At 54.2% G+C, this 18,037-nt stretch carries 19 protein-coding genes; 14 read left to right on the forward strand and 5 right to left on the reverse strand.

Features of this window, described 5'->3' with window-relative positions:
• Position 1 precedes the first annotated feature (1 nt).
• Together ABGT66_RS07350 and ABGT66_RS07355 are read left to right on the forward strand one after the other, a co-directional pair.
• Positions 2-481 (forward strand): HAD-IIIA family hydrolase, encoded by a 480-nt coding sequence (locus ABGT66_RS07350; protein WP_346689837.1) that lies wholly within the window; start codon positions 2-4, stop codon positions 479-481.
• Positions 478-1,593: an LptF/LptG family permease gene (locus tag ABGT66_RS07355; RefSeq protein ID WP_303147893.1), complete on the forward strand. Its 1,116-nt coding sequence runs from the start codon at positions 478-480 to the stop codon at positions 1,591-1,593. Before ABGT66_RS07350 ends, ABGT66_RS07355 begins: the two co-directional genes overlap by 4 nt.
• Before the next feature lie 89 nt (positions 1,594-1,682).
• Here the strand turns inward: ABGT66_RS07355 and ABGT66_RS07360 are convergent, their stop codons facing one another.
• Entirely contained in the window at positions 1,683-2,168 is a 486-nt protein-coding gene (locus ABGT66_RS07360; protein WP_346689839.1) for an Lrp/AsnC family transcriptional regulator, read from the reverse strand.
• 346 nt (positions 2,169-2,514) lie between these two features.
• Positions 2,515-2,991, reverse strand: coding sequence for an Lrp/AsnC family transcriptional regulator (locus ABGT66_RS07365; RefSeq protein WP_346689840.1), 477 nt, complete (start codon positions 2,989-2,991; stop codon positions 2,515-2,517).
• Between the two features lie 212 nt (positions 2,992-3,203).
• Between ABGT66_RS07365 and ABGT66_RS07370 the strand changes: the two genes are divergently transcribed.
• Entirely contained in the window at positions 3,204-3,380 is a 177-nt protein-coding gene (locus ABGT66_RS07370; protein ID WP_294191687.1) for a hypothetical protein, read from the forward strand.
• Between the two features lie 83 nt (positions 3,381-3,463).
• Here ABGT66_RS07370 and selD read toward each other — a convergent pair whose 3' ends face one another.
• Positions 3,464-4,495, reverse strand: a complete 1,032-nt coding sequence (selD, locus tag ABGT66_RS07375) for a selenide, water dikinase SelD (protein ID WP_346689842.1) — start codon at positions 4,493-4,495, stop codon at positions 3,464-3,466.
• 11 nt (positions 4,496-4,506) lie between these two features.
• Positions 4,507-5,517: a biotin--[acetyl-CoA-carboxylase] ligase gene (locus tag ABGT66_RS07380; protein ID WP_346689844.1), complete on the reverse strand. Its 1,011-nt coding sequence runs from the start codon at positions 5,515-5,517 to the stop codon at positions 4,507-4,509.
• 101 nt (positions 5,518-5,618) lie between these two features.
• On the opposite strand from ABGT66_RS07380, the gene prfB reads away from it, so the two are divergent.
• Together prfB and ABGT66_RS07390 are read left to right on the forward strand one after the other, a co-directional pair.
• Positions 5,619-6,729, forward strand: a protein-coding gene (gene prfB / locus ABGT66_RS07385) for a peptide chain release factor 2 (protein WP_294191681.1) whose coding sequence is annotated in 2 segments (ribosomal slippage) — positions 5,619-5,690 and positions 5,692-6,729 — 1,110 coding nt in all. Because the reading frame shifts where the segments join, the coding sequence is not laid out codon by codon here.
• 20 nt (positions 6,730-6,749) lie between these two features.
• Complete coding sequence (locus ABGT66_RS07390) at positions 6,750-8,924, forward strand: SpoIVB peptidase S55 domain-containing protein (protein ID WP_346689846.1); 2,175 nt, start codon at positions 6,750-6,752, stop codon at positions 8,922-8,924.
• A gap of 84 nt (positions 8,925-9,008) precedes the next feature.
• Here ABGT66_RS07390 and ABGT66_RS07395 read toward each other — a convergent pair whose 3' ends face one another.
• Positions 9,009-9,686 (reverse strand): ATP-binding protein, encoded by a 678-nt coding sequence (locus ABGT66_RS07395; RefSeq protein WP_346689847.1) that lies wholly within the window; start codon positions 9,684-9,686, stop codon positions 9,009-9,011.
• 148 nt (positions 9,687-9,834) lie between these two features.
• On the opposite strand from ABGT66_RS07395, the gene ABGT66_RS07400 reads away from it, so the two are divergent.
• From ABGT66_RS07400 to ABGT66_RS07440, 9 genes are all read left to right on the forward strand, one after another.
• Positions 9,835-10,518 carry a response regulator transcription factor gene (locus tag ABGT66_RS07400; protein ID WP_294191673.1) on the forward strand — a complete coding sequence of 228 codons (684 nt, stop codon included), beginning with the start codon at positions 9,835-9,837 and terminating at the stop codon, positions 10,516-10,518.
• 54 nt (positions 10,519-10,572) lie between these two features.
• The gene (locus ABGT66_RS07405) at positions 10,573-11,634 is read left to right on the forward strand and encodes a lysylphosphatidylglycerol synthase transmembrane domain-containing protein (protein WP_346689849.1); all 1,062 of its coding nucleotides are present in this window, start codon (positions 10,573-10,575) and stop codon (positions 11,632-11,634) included.
• Positions 11,631-12,215, forward strand: a complete 585-nt coding sequence (locus ABGT66_RS07410) for an isoprenylcysteine carboxylmethyltransferase family protein (protein WP_346689851.1) — start codon at positions 11,631-11,633, stop codon at positions 12,213-12,215. The genes ABGT66_RS07405 and ABGT66_RS07410 overlap by 4 nt, the downstream gene beginning before the upstream one ends.
• Positions 12,216-12,237: 22 nt before the next feature.
• Complete coding sequence (locus tag ABGT66_RS07415; protein ID WP_346689853.1) at positions 12,238-12,699, forward strand: low molecular weight protein-tyrosine-phosphatase; 462 nt, start codon at positions 12,238-12,240, stop codon at positions 12,697-12,699.
• Positions 12,700-13,243: 544 nt separating this feature from the next.
• Complete coding sequence (locus ABGT66_RS07420) at positions 13,244-14,434, forward strand: DegT/DnrJ/EryC1/StrS family aminotransferase (RefSeq protein ID WP_346689854.1); 1,191 nt, start codon at positions 13,244-13,246, stop codon at positions 14,432-14,434.
• Between the two features lie 7 nt (positions 14,435-14,441).
• Entirely contained in the window at positions 14,442-15,125 is a 684-nt protein-coding gene (locus tag ABGT66_RS07425) for a sugar transferase (protein ID WP_346690453.1), read from the forward strand.
• A gap of 15 nt (positions 15,126-15,140) precedes the next feature.
• Positions 15,141-16,388, forward strand: a complete 1,248-nt coding sequence (locus ABGT66_RS07430; RefSeq protein ID WP_346689856.1) for a glycosyltransferase family 4 protein — start codon at positions 15,141-15,143, stop codon at positions 16,386-16,388.
• Between the two features lie 35 nt (positions 16,389-16,423).
• Entirely contained in the window at positions 16,424-17,305 is an 882-nt protein-coding gene (locus tag ABGT66_RS07435) for a LicD family protein (protein WP_346689858.1), read from the forward strand.
• Between the two features lie 21 nt (positions 17,306-17,326).
• Positions 17,327-18,028, forward strand: a complete 702-nt coding sequence (locus ABGT66_RS07440) for an IspD/TarI family cytidylyltransferase (protein WP_346689859.1) — start codon at positions 17,327-17,329, stop codon at positions 18,026-18,028.
• Positions 18,029-18,037: the final 9 nt, after the last annotated feature.

Consider the following 18,037-nt stretch of genomic DNA (forward strand, 5'->3'; position numbering starts at 1 on the left):
CTTGATAAAACTGTTCGCGATGGACGTCGACGGCACGCTGACCGACGGCGGCATCTACATGGACGGCGCGGGCGGCGAGATGAAGCGCTTCGACGTGCAGGACGGGCAGGGGATAGCCCGGCTCCTGAGGAAGGGCGTCAAGGTCGTCTTCATCAGCGGGCGCTTCTCGGCCCCGACGCAGAGGCGCGCGGAGGATTTGAAGATTACGCGCTGCGTCAACGGCATAAAGGACAAGCTGCCTGAGCTTGAAAAAATCGCAGCTGAGTTCGGAGCGAGCGCGGCGGAGACCGCGTACGCCGGCGACGACCTGCCCGACATCGACTGCATACGCTGGGCGGGCCTCGGCATAGCTGTCGCCAACGCGCGCCCCGAGGTGCTCGAAGCCGCGCGCTACGTTACGCGCAGCGCCGGAGGGCGCGGCGCGATCCGCGAGTGCGCCGACATGATAATCAGAATCAACGACGGAGAGAATATCTGTTGAATATATCATCGTTTAAGATAAGAGCTCTTGACCGTTTCATACTGAACGAGCTGAAAGCGCCGTTTTTCTTCGGCCTCGTCGCCTTTACGATAATCCTCGTCGCGGGCGGCCTGCTCTTCCAGATGGCGGAGCTCATAATACAGCAGGGCGTTTCTATAGGCATAGTCATAAGACTCTTCATCTATTACATGCCGAGGCTCGTCGTCTTCACTATACCGATGAGCTGTCTGCTCGCCGCGCTGCTCGGCTTCGGAAAGCTTTCCGCGAACTCCGAGATAGTCGCGCTCAAGTCCGCGGGGCTCTCGTTTCAGCGCATCGTGCGCCCCGTCGTCGCGGCAGCCTTCGTCATATCGATATGCGCCCTCGTCATCAACGAGAGCATCGTCCCGATGAGCGAACGCGCGGCGGCGAATGTCATGAAGTACGAGGTGCTCCACGAGTCCGCGCCGGTCTTCAAGGCGAAGGTCTTCCTCAAGGAAGAGGGCGGCGGCGCGGTCGAGCGCGTCATCTACATCGACAAGATGGACAACAAGACTAAGCAGATGGAGAACGTCGTCGTCGAGGAATTCGAAGGCGGCCGCCTGGCGCGCGTCATCGCGGCTAAGACCGGCGAATGGATCTCCGGAAGCTGGTGGCTCACCGACGGCGCGGTCTACGAGATAAAGGAGACGAAGGAAGTCGGCCTGCTCTTCAAGTTCAACCGCCAGGCGCTCATGCTCAACATGGCCCCGGACGAGATTTCAGCGAACGACAGAAAGCCGGACGAAATGACGATACCGGAGCTGCTGCGCGCGATAGAGATACGCGGCAAAACAGGCGCGGAGGCGGGAGACCTCTGGATGGCCTTCCATCTGCGTCTCGCGGTGCCGTGGGCCTGCCTCATCTTCGGCATACTCGGCGCGGCGCTCGGCAGCAGGCCGCAGCGTTCCAGCTCGAGCGTCGGCCTCGGCTTCAGCGTCATAATAATCTTCGTCTACTACGTGATAATGTCCTTCGGGCGCGCGCTCGGCGAGAGCGGCTCGCTCCCGCCGCTGCTTGCGGCCTGGGTTGCGAACCTCGTCTTCCTCGCGATAAGCGTCTTCTTCTGCCTGAGGGCGAACCGTCTCGGCTGAGGCGAGTTTCAGAAACTTCGCGGCGGCTTCCCGACAAAACGGAAAGCCGCCGCTTTTTTGTGCTTTTTACGCCGTAACGTCTACGTGCGTTACTTTGCGGCCTCCGGCGGAAAGGCCGGAAGCTCGCCCGTATCTTCGAAAACTATGTAGGTCGTCGTGTGAAGCTCGAGGTGGTGCAGCTTGTCGAGAAGCTCGTCCAGCTCCTTCATCGAGGGCACGGCGGCCTCCGCTATGCATACGACGTCGCCAGTCACGTCCCACGCGCGCACGATGCCCTCCAGCTCGCGCACGGCGGGGAGCAGGCGGAAGTAATGCTTTTCGGCGACGCGGGAGTCGCTCTTCGACTTCATCAGGATTATCGCCTTTATGCCGATGCCCATCACGGAGTAGTTAAACACGGGACGGTAACCCTCTATCAGCCCAGCCTCCTCCATGCGCCGCACGCGCTCGCGCGCGGCTGGAGAGGTCAGGCCGACGGCGCGCCCTATCTCCGTGAAGGTCGCCCTTGCGTTCTCCCTGAGAGCCCTTATTATGCGCCAATCCGTCTCGTCAAGCTGTATAGTCCTTTCGCGCACCGCGCCGCCCGCCTTTCGCAGAAAAAATAACCGCGTCTGATTATACCAGAGCGCGCGCGGCAGCCGCGGAGAAGGCGGAAAAAGAATTAAAGCGCCGCGGCCGATTTAATTTAATTTTGTTGAAAAACGGGGCGAGACGCTTTCGTCTCAGCGTGGCGGCGAAAAAATTTTTTTGATATATTTACAGCCGCCTCGGGGCGAAGGCGTTTTAGGGGAAACGCGGCCGCCCGGAGCAACACCTCAAACTCTCGCCGTCATGCACCGGCGGCGACAAATAATCAACGGGCGTGTGGTGACTCCGCGCCCGTGATTTATTTTTCCCGTCCTGGATTTTTGTATGAACCTGCTACTTGCCGCTGCCGTCTGGGGAGGCCGGAAGCTCGCCCGTGTCCTCGAGCACGAGGTATGTCGTCGTCGCGAAGCCGAGCGCGGAGAATTTCGCGAGGACGGCGTCGAGCTCCTTCATCGACGGCACCGCCACGTCGGCGATGCACTCGACGTCGCCCGTCACGTCCCACGCGCGCACGACGCCGTCTATCTTCCTGACAATAGATACGTTGTGCCTTTCTGTCAGCCTGTCGTAGCTCTTGACCTTGAGCATGACCATCGCGCGGAGCTGGCGTCCGAGCATCGTATAGTCGATGTCGGCGCGGTAGGATTTTATGAGCCCCGCCTGCTCCATGCGCACGACGCGCTCCTTGACGGCGGGGGAGGTGAGCCCGACGGCGCGGCCTATCTCCGTGAAGGCCGTCCTCGCGTTTTCCTGAAGTATCGCGAGTATCCGCCGGTCCGTATTGTCGAGGGTTATTCTGTAGTCGTCCATTCATCCTCCGCCTTTTCGGAAATCTCCGATTTGATTATATCAGAAAGGGTTTTGAACGCCATAATAATTAAAGCGGGATTTTTTATTCGGATTAATGATTAAAGCGAAACGGCTTCGCCGCTTTGACGGAGGGGTGGCGAAAGCGCGCGTCCTCTGCAATAATATGTGCCGCCCGATAAGTGGCGCTGATTTTGAAAAAGAGGTGCGCAGCAATGAATGAAGTAAGAAAGACGATAATAAATCCGCAGGAGACCGCGGGCGAGGGCATGAAGGTTAACGGCATGACGCGCGGCATGCTCTACGGCAAAGATTTCAGCAAGGCCGCCGCTCTCTGCGCGAAGATCGCAGTCCCGATGGCGGTAATTCTCGCGGTCGCGGTAGCGTTCTAAGGCATCAGACGCAAGCCGTTATGAAGGCGATATAAAAGCGGGTCTTTCAACAAGGCCCGCTTTTTTCGTGCTTTCTGATTTTTTTACTTCAAATAGAGCTTCTCGTCGCCCGCGACGAACCTTCCGATTATCTCTGAACGCTCGAAGCCGTTTGCGCGCAGAATGGGGAGCATCTCTTCGCAGGCCTCGCGCGGCGCGGCTATGAGCAGCCCGCCGGAGGTCTGCGGGTCGAAGACTATATCCTCCGCGAAGCGTCCGAGCGGCGACTGATTTATCACCCTGCCGCCGACGTATTTTTTGTTCTCGTAAGAGCCCGCGGGGATGAGCCCCATGTTCGCCATCTCGCCGATGCCGGGAAGCAGAGGCACCTTCGCGCAGTCTATTTCGAGCGACGTGTGCGGCGACGCGAGGTCGAGCGCGTGGCTGCCGAGGCCGAAGCCCGTCAGGTCGGTGCAGGCGTGGACCTTTTCGCGCAGCTCCTTCGGGAAGAGCGGCGGCACTGCGTTCAGCTTCGCCATGTTTTCCTCGGCAGCCTTCACGTTTTCGGGCGCGAAAAGCCCCGCCTTTATCGCCGTCACCGCGATGCCGGTGCCGACGGGCTTTGTGAGCAGCAGGCAGTCGCCCTCCCGCGCCGTGCCTACGGTCCACATAGCCTTGGCGTCCACCTCGCCGAATACGACGAGGCCGTACTTCGGCTCTTCGTCCTGCACGCTGTGTCCGCCCGCGAGCATCGCGTTTGCCTCGATTATTTTGTGCGCGCCGCCGTCCAGTATCTCCTGAAGGACGGAGATGGGCTCGCACGAGGTCGGGAAGCATACGACGTTGAGCGCGATCAGAGGCTCGCCGCCCATCGCGTAGACGTCGCTCAGCGAGTTCGCCGCGGCGATTTCGCCGAAGCGCCTCGGGTCGTCTACGACCGGCGTTATAAAATCTATCGTCAGTATGCCTATTCTGTCTTCGGTTATCTTCCACAGCGCCGCGTCCTCTCCGTGGTTCCACGACGCGAGCAGCCTGTCGGTCTTGAGGACCGGCAGCCCTCTCAGAATTTTGTCAAGCTCCGCCGGAGCTATCTTCGCCGCTCAGCCGCTTGTGCGCGCGCGTTCCGTCAGCCGCATTTTCACCACTCCTATACCGCGCGCAGATGCTGCACGTCCGCCGCGGCGAATATTTTTTCTTCGGAATTTATCTCGACGACGAGCGCCCCCTCGGCGGTCACGCTCTTCGCGCGCCCCGTGAAGGTTTCGTCGTCCTGTATGACCTTTACCTCTTTGCCGAGCGTGTCGCACTCGCGCCTGTATATCGAAAGCAGCTCCGCGCCGCCGGACTTCGTGTCGAGCAGCTCCGCGTATCGCGCGAAGGAGCCTAGCAGCGTCACGAGCACGCGCCAGCGGGGCAGTATCTTGCCGCTCTCAATCAACGCCGAGGTCGCGACTTCGCGCAGCTCCGGCGGCAGGTCGTCCGTCTCCATGTTCACGTTCAGGCCGATGCCGGTCGCGGCGTAGTATATCCTGTCCGGCTCGCCGGCCGCCTCGCTGAGTATGCCGCAGAGTTTGCGCCCGCGGCAGAGTATGTCGTTCGGCCATTTGAGCTCGGCCGGTATGTTGTACATCGAGCGCAGCGTCTCCTTTACCGCGAGCCCCGCCGCGAGGTTCAGCAGCTGCACCTCGCCTGGCTTGAGCTTCGGGCGCAGAAGGACGGAAAAGGTGAGGTTCTTCCCCGGCGTTCCGGCCCAGCTGCGGCCGCGCCGCCCGCGCCCCGCGCTCTGCGTTTCGGCGCACGCGACTATCCCGGCCGGAGCCTCCTGCCGCGCGAGGCTTTTTATGACGCTCTGCGTTGTGTCTGCCTCTTGGAAATATAGGAATTTGCCGAAAAGTGGATTCGCGCGAAGAAAATACTCCACTGCCGTCGGCGCGAGCGCCTGCACGGCCTCCATGTCGCCGAGGCGGTAGCCTTTCTGCGGCAGCGATTCGACCGGCAGCCCCTCGTCGCGCAGGGCGCAGGCGGCTTTGAATACGGCCTGGCGCGACGCGGAGAGGCGCTCCGTCACGCGCGAGCTTGAAACGACCTCGCCCGGGTTCTCGATCAGCAGCTCAAACAGCTTCGTCCTGCTTGTCTCCTCGCCTGCGGTTTTCGCCATCGCGCGTTTCCTCCTCGTCTAAAAATCCACTAGATTATATACGATTTTGCGCCGGTGAGGTTATAATAAAGGTTAATTTGTATATTGGGGAGGGGTAATCGATGGTTTCGCTTCCAACGTCGACCGTCATTACAAACCTGCGTTCATCGTTCGATGAGCTGCGTGAGAGTCTTTGACCTGCCCGCGTCAGAGACAAGAATCGAAGAACTTCGCAAAATAACGGAAAAGCCGGACTTCTGGGGCTCAGAGGGCTCGCAGGAGGTCACGCGCGAGCTTTCGCGCCTTCAGAACAAGCTCGACAAGGTCTCCGAAATGAGCGGCGAGCTTGACGAGATATCGGCGATAGCGGAAATTCTGGCCGAGGAGGCCGACGCCGAGCTGGAGGAAGAATTTTACGCACGCGCCGAAAAACTTTCAAAAACGATAGAAGATTACCAGACCTTCGTCCTTCTCGACGGCGAGTACGACGCGGGGGACGCGATAATGACGATACACGCGGGGGCCGGCGGCCTCGACTCGCAGGACTGGGCGCAGATGCTCTGCCGCATGTACATGCGCTGGACCGAGACGCGCGGCTACGCCGTGAAGGTCATAGACGAGCTTCCCGACCAGGAGGCCGGCATCAAGAGCGTGACCTTCTCCGTATCCGGCGACTACGCCTACGGCTACCTCAAGGGCGAGCAGGGGGTCCACCGTCTCGTGCGCATATCGCCCTTCGACTCCGCGAAGCGCCGCCACACGAGCTTCGCCTCGGTCGAAGTCGTGCCCGTCCTGCCCGAAAGCGTGCAGATAGAGATACGCCCCGAGGACCTCAAGATGGACACCTTCCGCTCGAGCGGCGCGGGAGGCCAGTACGTCAACATGACCGACTCGGCGGTGCGCATCACGCACATCCCGACGGGGATAATAGTATCCTGCCAGACGGAGCGCTCGCAGCACATGAACCGCGCGACGGCTATGCAGGTCCTGCGTTCCAAGCTCTTCGAGCGCATGATGCGCGAGCGGCAGGAGCAGCTCGACAGTATCCAGGGCGAAAAAAGGTCGATAGCGTGGGGCAGCCAGATACGTTCGTACACGCTCCAGCCCTTCCAGCTCGTGAAGGACCACCGCTCGGGCTGCGAGATAGGCAACGTCCAGGCCGTCCTCGACGGCAGCATCGACGAGCTGATAATCGCCTACCTGCGCTTCCTGAAAAGCGACAAAAAACAGTAACGGAGATGAGATTCCATAAGATGAAAAGATTTACAGCCATAGCGGCGGCGCTCGTCCTCGCTTTCGCGCTCTGCGCGGGCGCCTGCGCAGCCGAAAAGCCGCAAAAATTCGTCCCGACCGAGCCTGTCATGCCGCTCTCGCAGATAAAGCCCGGAATGACGGGATACGCGAAGACGGTGTTCTCCGGCACGAAGATAACGCCCTTTGAAATCAGCGTCATAGGCGTGCTGCCGCGCAAGACGAGCCCGAAAAACCTTATCGTCATAGAGGTCAAGGACGAATATGTGCGCGCCCACGGCGGCATAGCGGCGGGCATGAGCGGCTCGCCCGTCTACATAGACGGAAAGCTCATCGGCGCGATAGGCTACGGGTGGACCTTCGCCGACAGCAACCTCGGCATGGTGACGCCGATAGAAGAGATGGTGCAGGCGATGAACTGGGAGGACGAGATACCGGACTTCAAAATCCCGCCCGTGCCGCTCGAAAAGCCGCTGAGCGCAGACGTAAAGCCGAAGCCCGCGGCAAAGGATAAAACTGCCCAGAAAGCCAAGAACGACAAGAAGCCCGAAGCCGCGGGCGAGCCGAAGCTCCCCGCCGAAGGTAAGCTTGAAAAGAAAATGATGCCGCTCATGGTCGACGGCATAAGCGATAGGATGTCGAAGCGTCTTGAAAAGCAGTTCGGCGTCGAGGTCGTCCCCTTCGGCACGAAGGCGGAGGCCGGAAGCTCCGTCAACCTCGGCTGGAGGCCCGAGCCGGGCGCGGCGATAGGCGCGGCGCTCGCGTGGGGCGATTTCTCCGCTGGCGGCATAGGCACGCTGACGGCTCTCTCGAAGGACGGGCGCTTCGTCGCCTTCGCGCATCCGATGTTCAACCGCGGCGCGGTCTCCTACGCGATGACCGAAGCGGGAATCGTCAAGATAATCCCGAGCCTCACAAGCTCCTTCAAGCTAGGCTATATCGACTCGATAGCGGGCGTCATAACGCAGGACAGGCCGCAGGCGATAGGCGGACATCTCGGACGGCTCGCCGCGGCCTACAGCTACACGGTGAACTTCAAGGACGCCGACACGGGCCGCAGCGCGACGAAGCGCTTCCAGACCGTCGCTGACCCGTTCATCGGCCCGGAACTCGGCGCGACTGGCATAGTCGGCCTGATTGACGCGGAATGGTCGCACAAGGGGCAGGGCACCGCGATGCTCACATATTCGGTCGACGGCGGCAACATGAAGCCCGCGTGGGCGCGCCGCGACATCTTCTTCTCGGAGAAGGACATAGTCAAATCCCTCCAGAAAGAGGTCGAGGCTATGAACAAGGTCATCGCGCACAACAAATTCCGCGAGATAGCCCCATACGGCGTGACGGTGAATGTCGAGCTGACGCAGGAGCCGCGCATAGTCTACGTGGAGAAGATTGAAATCCGCGACAAGAAGGAGCTCTACAGCCCCGGAGACAAGCTGACCGTAGACGTCACCTTCCGCCCATGGCGCAAGGACGCCGTCGTCAAGACCTTCGAGCTGACCGTGCCGGAGAACGCCATGGCCTTCTGCGAAGTGACGGCGCGCGGCGGCGGCATAGAAGAGCCGGTGCAGGAGCCGCTAGTGACCGGAACGCGCGCGATAACCTCGTTCAAGGAGCTCATTCGCGAGCTCAGCGCGAAGGAGGCCAACAACCAGCTGATAGTCGAAATAGGCGGCCCGGAGGACCCGACTGAGGGCAAGGACGAAAAGGCCGAACCCGGCAAGAACCGCGGCAAGCTCGCCTCTGACGCGACGGCGGGCAAAGACGGCGGGAAGGACAAGGCAGGCAAGGCTGGAGCGCAGCGCGGCAAGAAAGACGCAAAAGAATCCTTCTCGCCCGCAGACCTGCTCGAAGACCGCTTCGTCAGCGAAATCAAGGCAGAGCGCATCAAATCCGGCGCTCTGGTCATCGCAGACACGAACTACTACGTCGACGGCGTGCAGCGCACCTTCATCAAAATCAAGCCGAACGCCGGCGGCGAAGAGATGAGCGACGAACAGCTCGCCGCGCTGATAGCCGCCGTCCAGTCCTCCAAATCAGAGGAAAAGGTCAAAACCGCCGATGGTGAAGACTCCGAATCGCCCGACGGCGACGGCGATGAGGGCGACGGCGGGGACGACGACGATGACGGCGAGGATGAAGAAAGCTTCACGATAGTCTCGCAGAGCCGCAGATAAATCCGGAAACGTAAAATAAAAGCGGGGGCCGTCCTAGACTAACGGCTCCCGCTTTTTGTAATTCCCGCGCGCATCGCGCAAATGCTACCCGTTCAGCATCCCGTCGGGCCAGCCCTCGGACTCGCGCATATTTTTCAGCGCGTGGATGATGTTGCTCTTCAGCTCCGGCGTCTCCGCCATCAGGCGCGCGAGCGTCTCCTTCGCCTCGTCGCGCTTCGTCGCGCCGCCGAAGGGACAGCAGGAGCTCGTGACCGGCAGGGCCAGCCGCTCCGTTTCGAGGCGTATGCTGCGCTCCTCGACGTAAATCATAGGGCGGATTACGCGAATCTGCGTGCGGCTCATGTAGAGGTGCGGGTGGAAGCATTTGAAGCGCCCGCCGTAAAACAGATTCATCAGCACCGTCTCCGCCGCGTCGTCCTTATGATGGCCGAGCGCGAGCACGCCGCACCCCGCGGCGCGCGCCGCGTTCGCGAGCATCCCACGCCTCATGTTCGCGCAAAGGCTGCACGGCGACCGTTCCTCGCGCTCCTTCATTATCTGGTATGTCGGGTGAGTAATCGTCGTGACCGGGATGCCGAGCTCCGCCATGTAGCCGAGCACGGCCCCGGTCTCCATCGAGCCGCCTGACTGGTCTATCATGCAGGCGCGCAGCTCGAACTTCACCGGGCTGCGCTTGCGCAGCGACGCGAGCGCGAGCGAGAGCAGCAGGCTGTCTTTCCCGCCCGAAAGGCCTATCATGACGCCGTCTCCCGCTTTTATCATGCTATAATCCCTTATGGCTTCTCCTATGAAGCGGGATATTTTCTTTGAGATGGGGTAATGTTCCTCAAAATCCTTCAGCTGGATCGCTCCCCTTCGAAGATGTCATATTACGATATGCTAGCATAGATTTTGCCGGAGGTGCGCCGTAATGAAAAAAATTGAGATAATTCTCGCCGACGCGGATTCTCTGTTCACCGACGCGCTGCGCGCGGCGCTCCGCAGCGTCGAGGATTTCGAAGTAAGCGCGGCGGACGGCGGCGCCGCGGGACTGCGCGAGGTGTTCGTGCGCGGCCAGGGAATCGTCGTCATCCACCGGCAGATACCGGACGCGGAGACCATACACATGCTGCGCGAGGGAAAGCGCGACAGGAAAGAGCTGCGCGCGCTGCTCATAGTGAAGGAGCCCACCGGCGACCTTCTGTCTCTCGCGGGCGAAAACGCGGGCATCGGCGTCATGTCGAGCTCGTCGGATATAGAGGAGCTAGTCTCCGCGCTGCGCTCGCTCGCGCGCGGCGAGCGCTACGTCAGCAAAAAAGTCCTCGCCGCCGCCGGCGGCAGAAGCGGAGCGGAGCGGCTGAGCGACCCGCTCGGCGAGATAACGCCGCGCGAACGCGAGGTACTCTACTGGCTCGCGCTCGGCCTTACGAATAAGGAAATATCGAAAAAAATGATTCTTTCCGAAAAAACGATAAAGAACCACGTCAGCCACATTCTGAAAAAGCTCGAGCTCACCGACCGCACGAAAGCCGCCGCGCTCGCGTGGCGCGAGGGGCTGCCGCAGATATCGGAGGATTTTTATTCCCTCTCTTCCGCAGAGCCTATGTTAAAATAGTAAGGTGCGCGGCGGCATTGCTTCGCCGTTCCGTTTTGTCTTAGGGAGGACAGAATGAGCGTAAAAAAGAGCTTTTCGATATTTGTCATAATCGTCGTACTGTCTATAGTCGGCGTGCTGTTCTGCAGTATAGACGCTTCGACCTTCGCGATGCTCGGCGACGCGAACCCGTCGCTTCTCGCATGCGCGGCGGCGCTCGTCGTACTCATGTGGTTCCTCGACGCCTTCAAATTCATGACGCTCGCGCGCGCCGCCGGCGAAAAATTGTCGCTGCGCTGCACGCTCTCCGTCGTCTGGATAAACTACTTCGGCAGCGCCATCACGCCGATGCAGAGCGGCGGCGGCCCCTTCCAGGTCTACCTGCTCTACAGGAACGGCGTATCGGTGGGGAAGTCCGTCGCGATAACGCTCGTGCGCACGCTGCAGGTGCTCTTCCTCCTCGCGATGGTCGTCCCCTTCTCGATGATCGCCGAGCCCGACCTTCTGCAAAAATACTCATATCTGCGCTGGTACGCCTGTTACGTCGTGATCTTCATCGGCGGCTGCGCATTCCTGCTCGTCGTCAGCATAGTGCGCCCGCGCTGGATAAAACGCTGGGTCAACGCCGTGCTCGTCTGGGTCAACAAAATAGGCTTCCTCAAGTCGAAATACCTCCTGCGCGCCGCGCGCTGGATAAACCATGAAATAACCTCGTACAACGACAACATCAAGCTCTTCACCTCGACAGGCAAGGGCTGGTTCGCGCTCTCGGCGCTGCTCGCCGCGGCGCACCTCGTCACCTACATGTCGGTGATGCCCTGCCTCATACTCGCGGCGGGCTTCAAGGTCAACTATCTCCAGTGCCTTCTCGCTGAATCGCTGCTTCTCTTCATGCTATACTTTATCCCGACGCCCGGCGCGAGCGGCGCGGCCGAGGGAGGCGCGGTGGCCGTTTTCGGACTCTTCGTTCCGTGGAGCGTCGCGGGGGTCATGGCAGTCACATGGCGGCTGCTCTCCGAATACACGGGGATCGCGATAGGCACCTTCATAGTGGTAAGAATGCTCGGATGGGGCGGAGCGGATAAAGTCCTTTCCGACGAGAACAACAAAATAGAAAAAGGCGGATGCGGCGAATGAAAGTAAGCAAAAAGGTAAGTTCAACGGCGTTTAAGTGCAGAGGGCTCTTCTGGGGCGTCTTTGCGGCGGGTATATTGATATTCCCCGGCGAGTTTGAGATAGTGCGTTTCACGATAGGTCTCGCGCTCGTCCTCGGCGGCCAGCTCCTTCGCTTCTGGGCGGCGGGCTACATCCCGAAATACCGCACCGAAGTCATCGGCGCGCCCGTGCTCGTGACGTGGGGCCCATATAAATGGGTGCGCAACCCGCTCTACGCCGGCAACGCGATAATGGGGCTCGGCTGGTCGCTCATGGTCGGCTGGGGTTGGGTCATAGCCTTCGTCATAGCCTTCATGCTGCTCTACTCGATGATAATCATCCCTGCGGAAGAAGAATTCCTCGCAGACAAGTTCGGCGCGGAATACGCCGAATTCAAAAAGCGCGTGCCGCAGCTAATCCCCTTCCCGCGCGGCGGCTTCCCCGACAAATCCCCGAACGAAAAACCCTTCGACTCAAAACGCGCGCGCGAAGAAGAAATCTACTCCATCCGCGTCAACATAATCGTCACAATAGTCATCATCGTCAGGCTATTCCTGTTCTAACACAGCCGGCCAAATAACTCAGATGAAAAAGATATTATTTGTCTGTCACGGGAATATATGCCGCAGTCCGATGGCCGAGTTTATCATGAAAGATATGGCGGAGAAGGCCGGGCTTGCGGGAAAACTTGAAATCGCGTCGGCTGCTACGAGCGCGGAGGAGATAGGTAATCCGGTTTATCCGGAGGCGCGGCGCAAGCTTGCGGAGCATGGGATAGACTGCGCGCGGAAAACCGCGCGGCGGCTGACGCGCGCCGACGGCGTGGAATATGACCTGCTTATCGGTATGGACGCCGCCAACATACGCGACATGAAGCGCATCTGCGGCGCGGAAGCCGAGGACAAAATCCACCTTATGCTCGACTACGCAGGACGCCGCGGCGCGTCTGTCTCCGACCCGTGGTACACGCGCGACTTCGACAAAGCGTGGAGCGATATAGAGGCAGGCTGCAGAGGGTTGATCAAGTTTTTAGAAGCTCAATTATAGATTTGTCAATCAGTTGCTGCTGCAAGCAGAGAACGAGAAAAATTATAATTTCCCAATGAGACTTCAAACATAGAGGTATCATTGGGAAATTGTTGTATGGATGGTTATGGATGGGCAGCCATATAACAAAATACGCATTCATAACTTTTTCTGTACAACACTGTGTATATCTTATCCAATGAAAAATTCAGAGAGCGTATGCTCGACGTGACTCTTACTCATGTCACTTATGTATGAAAAATCTATATGAAATTATGCTATTTTTCTTACAACAAGATTGACATTTGAATATAGTCCTTGGCATAATATATAGAAGCCAAATGAGATAGATTGGCTGTTATTTATTGCTTAATGCAATGGTAAGCATAAACAAATAATATATGAAAGAAGATTTGCAGAACTGACAAAAAGCCGGACGTCTCTTAAAAATTATTATTAGATGAGTTATCATAAATTATAAATTTATTAACAAGTAAAATCTGTGAACATGCCCTTGTATAGCATAGGCGTAACGCGGTAGGGAGCAGGTAAGAAGATGACACGAATGATACCGTTTAGCCCTCCGGATATAACGGAAGCTGAAATCAACGAAGTCATAGAGACGCTGAAATCAGGCTGGATAACGACAGGCCCCAGGACTAAAGAGCTGGAACGTCATGTCGCCGACTGGTGCAATACGTCAAAAGCCGTTTGTCTGAACTCCAACACAGCATGCTCAGAAATGACGCTCCGCCTCCTCGGAATAGGACCGGGCGATGAAGTTATAGTTCCCGCGTATACCTATACAGCCACGGCAAGCGTAGTAAATCACGTCGGTGCGAAAATAGTCATGGTTGACTGCGAACCAGGTCAATACTCTATGGACTACGAGGCGCTTGAGCGCGCCATCACGGACAAGACTAAGGTCGTAATCCCTGTCGATCTCTTCGGAATCCCGGCAGATTACGACCGTATATTCAAAATAGCTGAAAGCAAAAAAGCGCTCTTCAAGCCATCCTCTAACGAAATACAGTGGGCTATCGGTCGTGTAATAGTGATGGCGGACGCAGCGCATTCATTCGGTGCTTTATATAAAGGCATGCCAGTAGGCGGTATCGCGGACTTTACCAACTTTTCCTTCCATGCCGTCAAAAACCTTACTACGGCAGAGGGCGGAGCGATAACGTGGAAGGACATAAACGGCATAGACAATGAAGAAATCTATAAGCAATATATGCTCTTCAGCCTCCACGGGCAAAACAAAGACGCATTGGCAAAAACAAAAGCCGGGGCATGGGAATATGACATCGTCGGCCTCTGGTACAAATGCAACATGACCGATATACACGCAGCCATAGGCTTGTCGCAGATAAAAAGATATGACGGGATACTCAAAAGAAGAAAAGAAATCATTGAGTATTGGGACAACGCATTCAAGAACATGCCGGTTGAGACCGTCAGCCACTACACCGCAGAATACTCGTCGTCAGGCCATCTCTATCCGATAAGATTATTAGGCAAGTGCGAGAAAGAAAGAAACAAATTCATAGAAAAAATGGCGGAACTTGGCGTATCGACCAACGTCCACTACACACCGCTGCCGATGCACACCGGGTACAGGAAACTGGGCTTTGACATAAAAGACTACCCGAACGCATACGAACAGTACAAAAACGTAGTCACTTTGCCGCTCCACACAAAATTGAGTGACGATGATGTTGCTTACGTGGCCGACTGCGTAAGGAAATGCCTGTAAGACGATGCTGAGAAAATGGGAGGAACTGCCTGACTTCATGAGAACCGAAGCTGTGCGCCCGTACTACGATATATTGAGCAAAAAGAAAAAGTCGCTCGCCGCGAAGCGCGTCTTTGACATAGCTATGGCCTCGCTTCTGCTCGTGCTTCTCTCACCCATCATGCTAATCATCGCTGTAGCTGTGAAACTCGACAGCAAAGGCGAAATCTTCTTCCGTCAGGAAAGAGTGACGCAGTACGGAAAGATATTCAAAATCTATAAATTCAGAACCATGGTCAAAGACGCGGACAAGCTGGGCAGCCAGGTAACAACCCAAAACGACGCCAGAGTGACGCGCATAGGCAGATTCCTCAGAAAGTACCGCCTGGACGAGACCGCGCAGCTGCTCAATGTGCTCTCAGGCGACATGAGCTTCGTAGGCACCCGACCGGAAGTGCCGAAATATGTAGAAAGATACACCGATGAAATGTACGCGACGCTGCTGCTACCCGCCGGCATAACTTCTGAGGCAAGCATCATGTACAAGGACGAGGAGAAGCTGCTGGCTGAGGCGGTATCGGCTGATGATGTGTATGTCAACCATGTATTGCCCCAGAAAATGGAATTCAACTTAAAAAATATAAAGAATTTTAGTTTGTTAGGCGATATAAAAACTGCGCAGCACACGGTATGTGCTGTCTTAGATATATAGGAATGGGTAAGTACTATGAAAAAACCTATGGTGTGGATTATTAGCTATTTTGCTGGAGGTCCATCTTATTGTCCAAGAATTCCTGATTACAGCCTAGCAAAGTATTTACGTGAGCATGGGTATGATGCCTTAGTATTTGCTGGAAGTGCGCTCCATAACACAGATATTAACTTTATTACAGATAGAGGAAAATACAAAGAGCAGATAGTAGATGATGTTCCTTTTGTGTATATCTATACTCGCTCATATAAAAGCATGAAGGGTGAATGTCTAAGTTTTATAGATTTTTATCTAAATTTGATGAAAAGCTATAATGAGTTTAAAAAACCAGACATTATTATTGCCGCTATGCCACAGCCACTGGCATGTCTTGCTGGTTATAGAATAGCTAAAAAACTGAAAGTACCATACATTACGAGCATAGTTGATTTATGGCCATTATCAATAGTAGAATACGCAGATTTCTCTCCCAGAAACCCTATTATCTTAGCGATGTATATGTATGAAAAATGGCTCTATATGCATTCTGATGAGCTAGTTTTCACGTGGGAAGGTGCTTACGATTATATTGTAGATAAAGGCTGGGATAAACAAATACCACACAACAAATTTCATTATATTAATATAGGCGTGAATTTAAAAGAATTTTATGAGAATATGATGAAGGTTAAGATCGATGACGCAGATCTTCAGGATGACAAATTTCGTGTCATGTATTGTGGAAGCATAAGAACAGCTAATGATATAGGGACTATCGTATCTTGCGCTAAACGTCTAAATGCAGATGGATACATGGATAAAATAAGATTCATTATTTATGGAGATGGCCCCGATAGAGAAATATTAAAAAAACGTTGTGAAGATGAAAAAATTTCTAATGTTGTATTTAAGGGAAATATAGAGAAAAAATATATTCCATATGTCCTTTCAAAAAGTAGTCTTAATATTTTAAATTTAAAACCATCATCTACACAAAAATATGGGAATAGCTCAAATAAATTATTTGAATATCTAGCGGCTGGCAATCCTGTTATTGCCAATATAGATGAAGGTAAATATCCAATAATCACAAAATACGGATGTGGAATAGTTGTAAAAGCCGGTTCTGTTGATGACTATGCAAAAGGAATTGAATATTTTTGTAATTTATCTAGCGAAAAATTGTCAGAATACAAAATACGGTCTCTAAAGGCAGCGCAATTATTTGATACAGATAAATTAAATGAAGTTTGGATGAAAATAATCAGTTGTAAACTTACATAGTATCCTATAAATTTTATAAAAGGCTAACATTTATAATGGCAAATTATACATCAAACGAACTTAAAAACTTGCAACAAATCAATCTGTTTATGGCGCAGTACTTTGTCTCATTCTGTAACGAGCATGGGCTACTTTGCTATTTGGCTGGCGGCGGCTGTATCGGAGCCGTTCGTCATCATGGATTTATCCCATGGGATGACGATCTGGATTTTTTCCTTCCTAGAGAAGATTATGAGAAATTGTATCCTCTCTGGAATAAATATGCAGATAATTCACGATATCGTATATGTAAACAATCCATAAATTTTTTTGACGCCAATCAATTTATCACTATTCGTGACTGTAGCACTACACAGGTAAAACCATATCAGCAGCATTTGGATATTCCTCATGGCGTCGCTCTTGACGTATTTCCTCTTGACGGATGCCCAGATGGGACTTTTGCACGCATATCGCAGTATTTTTGGGCAATGGTTTACTCACTTTTTTGTACACAGCAGATTCCACGAGCACACGGTACTTTAATGCGGTTTATTGCGACGCTGTTGCTGTGCATAGTTCCATCTCAGAAATATAAATACAAAATATGGAAATATGCAGAAAAACAAATGTCGAAATATTCTATATCAAAGTGTAATTGTATAACTGAATTATGTGCTGGGCCGCACTATATGAGGAATAAATACCCTAAAACTATATTTGATAAGGCAAAATATATGCCGTTTGAGAATATAACGCTTCCTGTGCCAATTGGATACGACAAATATCTGCACATTGCATTCGGGGATTATATGAAGCTTCCGCCAGAAGAAAAACGACGGGCGCAGCACGACTGTGTCTTCATGGATTTGGTCCATGGCTATGAGCGTTATAAGGGAATTTATTTTTGTACACCAAGTTCAAACACAAATATTTGACTATAAAGAGAGGCTCTTAGTATGAATGTAGCTTTGATTTTAGCTGGCGGTGTTGGCGCTCGAATGAACTACGAAATTCCTAAACAGTTTATAAACGTCAATGGCAAGCCGATTTTAATATATACACTTGAAGTGTTTCAAAAACACCCTAGCATAGATAAGATAATGGTTGTATGCCTCGACGGATGGACAGATCTTCTTAGCAAGTATGCTCAGCAGTACGGAATTGCAAAACTTAGCTGGATTGTTCCTGGCGGTAATACAGGACAGGAATCAATCAGAAATGGTGTCTATAATCTTAAGAATTATTGTAAAGATGATGATATTGTAATTATACATGACGGCATACGTCCAATGGTCGACGACGCGGTATTGTCAGATGTGATAGTAACTTGTCAAAAATATGGCAATGCCGTCACTTCTCTACCATATAACGAGCAAATATTTATAAAATGCGATGAATACAGCACCAATAAATATATTCCACGAGAAACGCTGCGCCGAGTATCGACACCTCAGGCATATCGATTTGGAAAACTACTTTGGGCTTATGAAAAGGCTTTTTCCGAAAAAATAGGAATATATGGCTCGTCTTATACAAATACAATGATGGTTGACCTTGGAGAAACCTTATATTTCGCTATTGGCTCAGATAAGAATATCAAAATTACGACAAGAGACGACCTTGAATTATTCAAGGCATTCCAAAATATGCAGAAATAGGAGACTAAC

Origin of the sequence: uncultured Cloacibacillus sp. (genome assembly GCF_963926575.1) — a bacterium.
GTDB lineage: Bacteria > Synergistota > Synergistia > Synergistales > Synergistaceae > Caccocola > Caccocola faecigallinarum.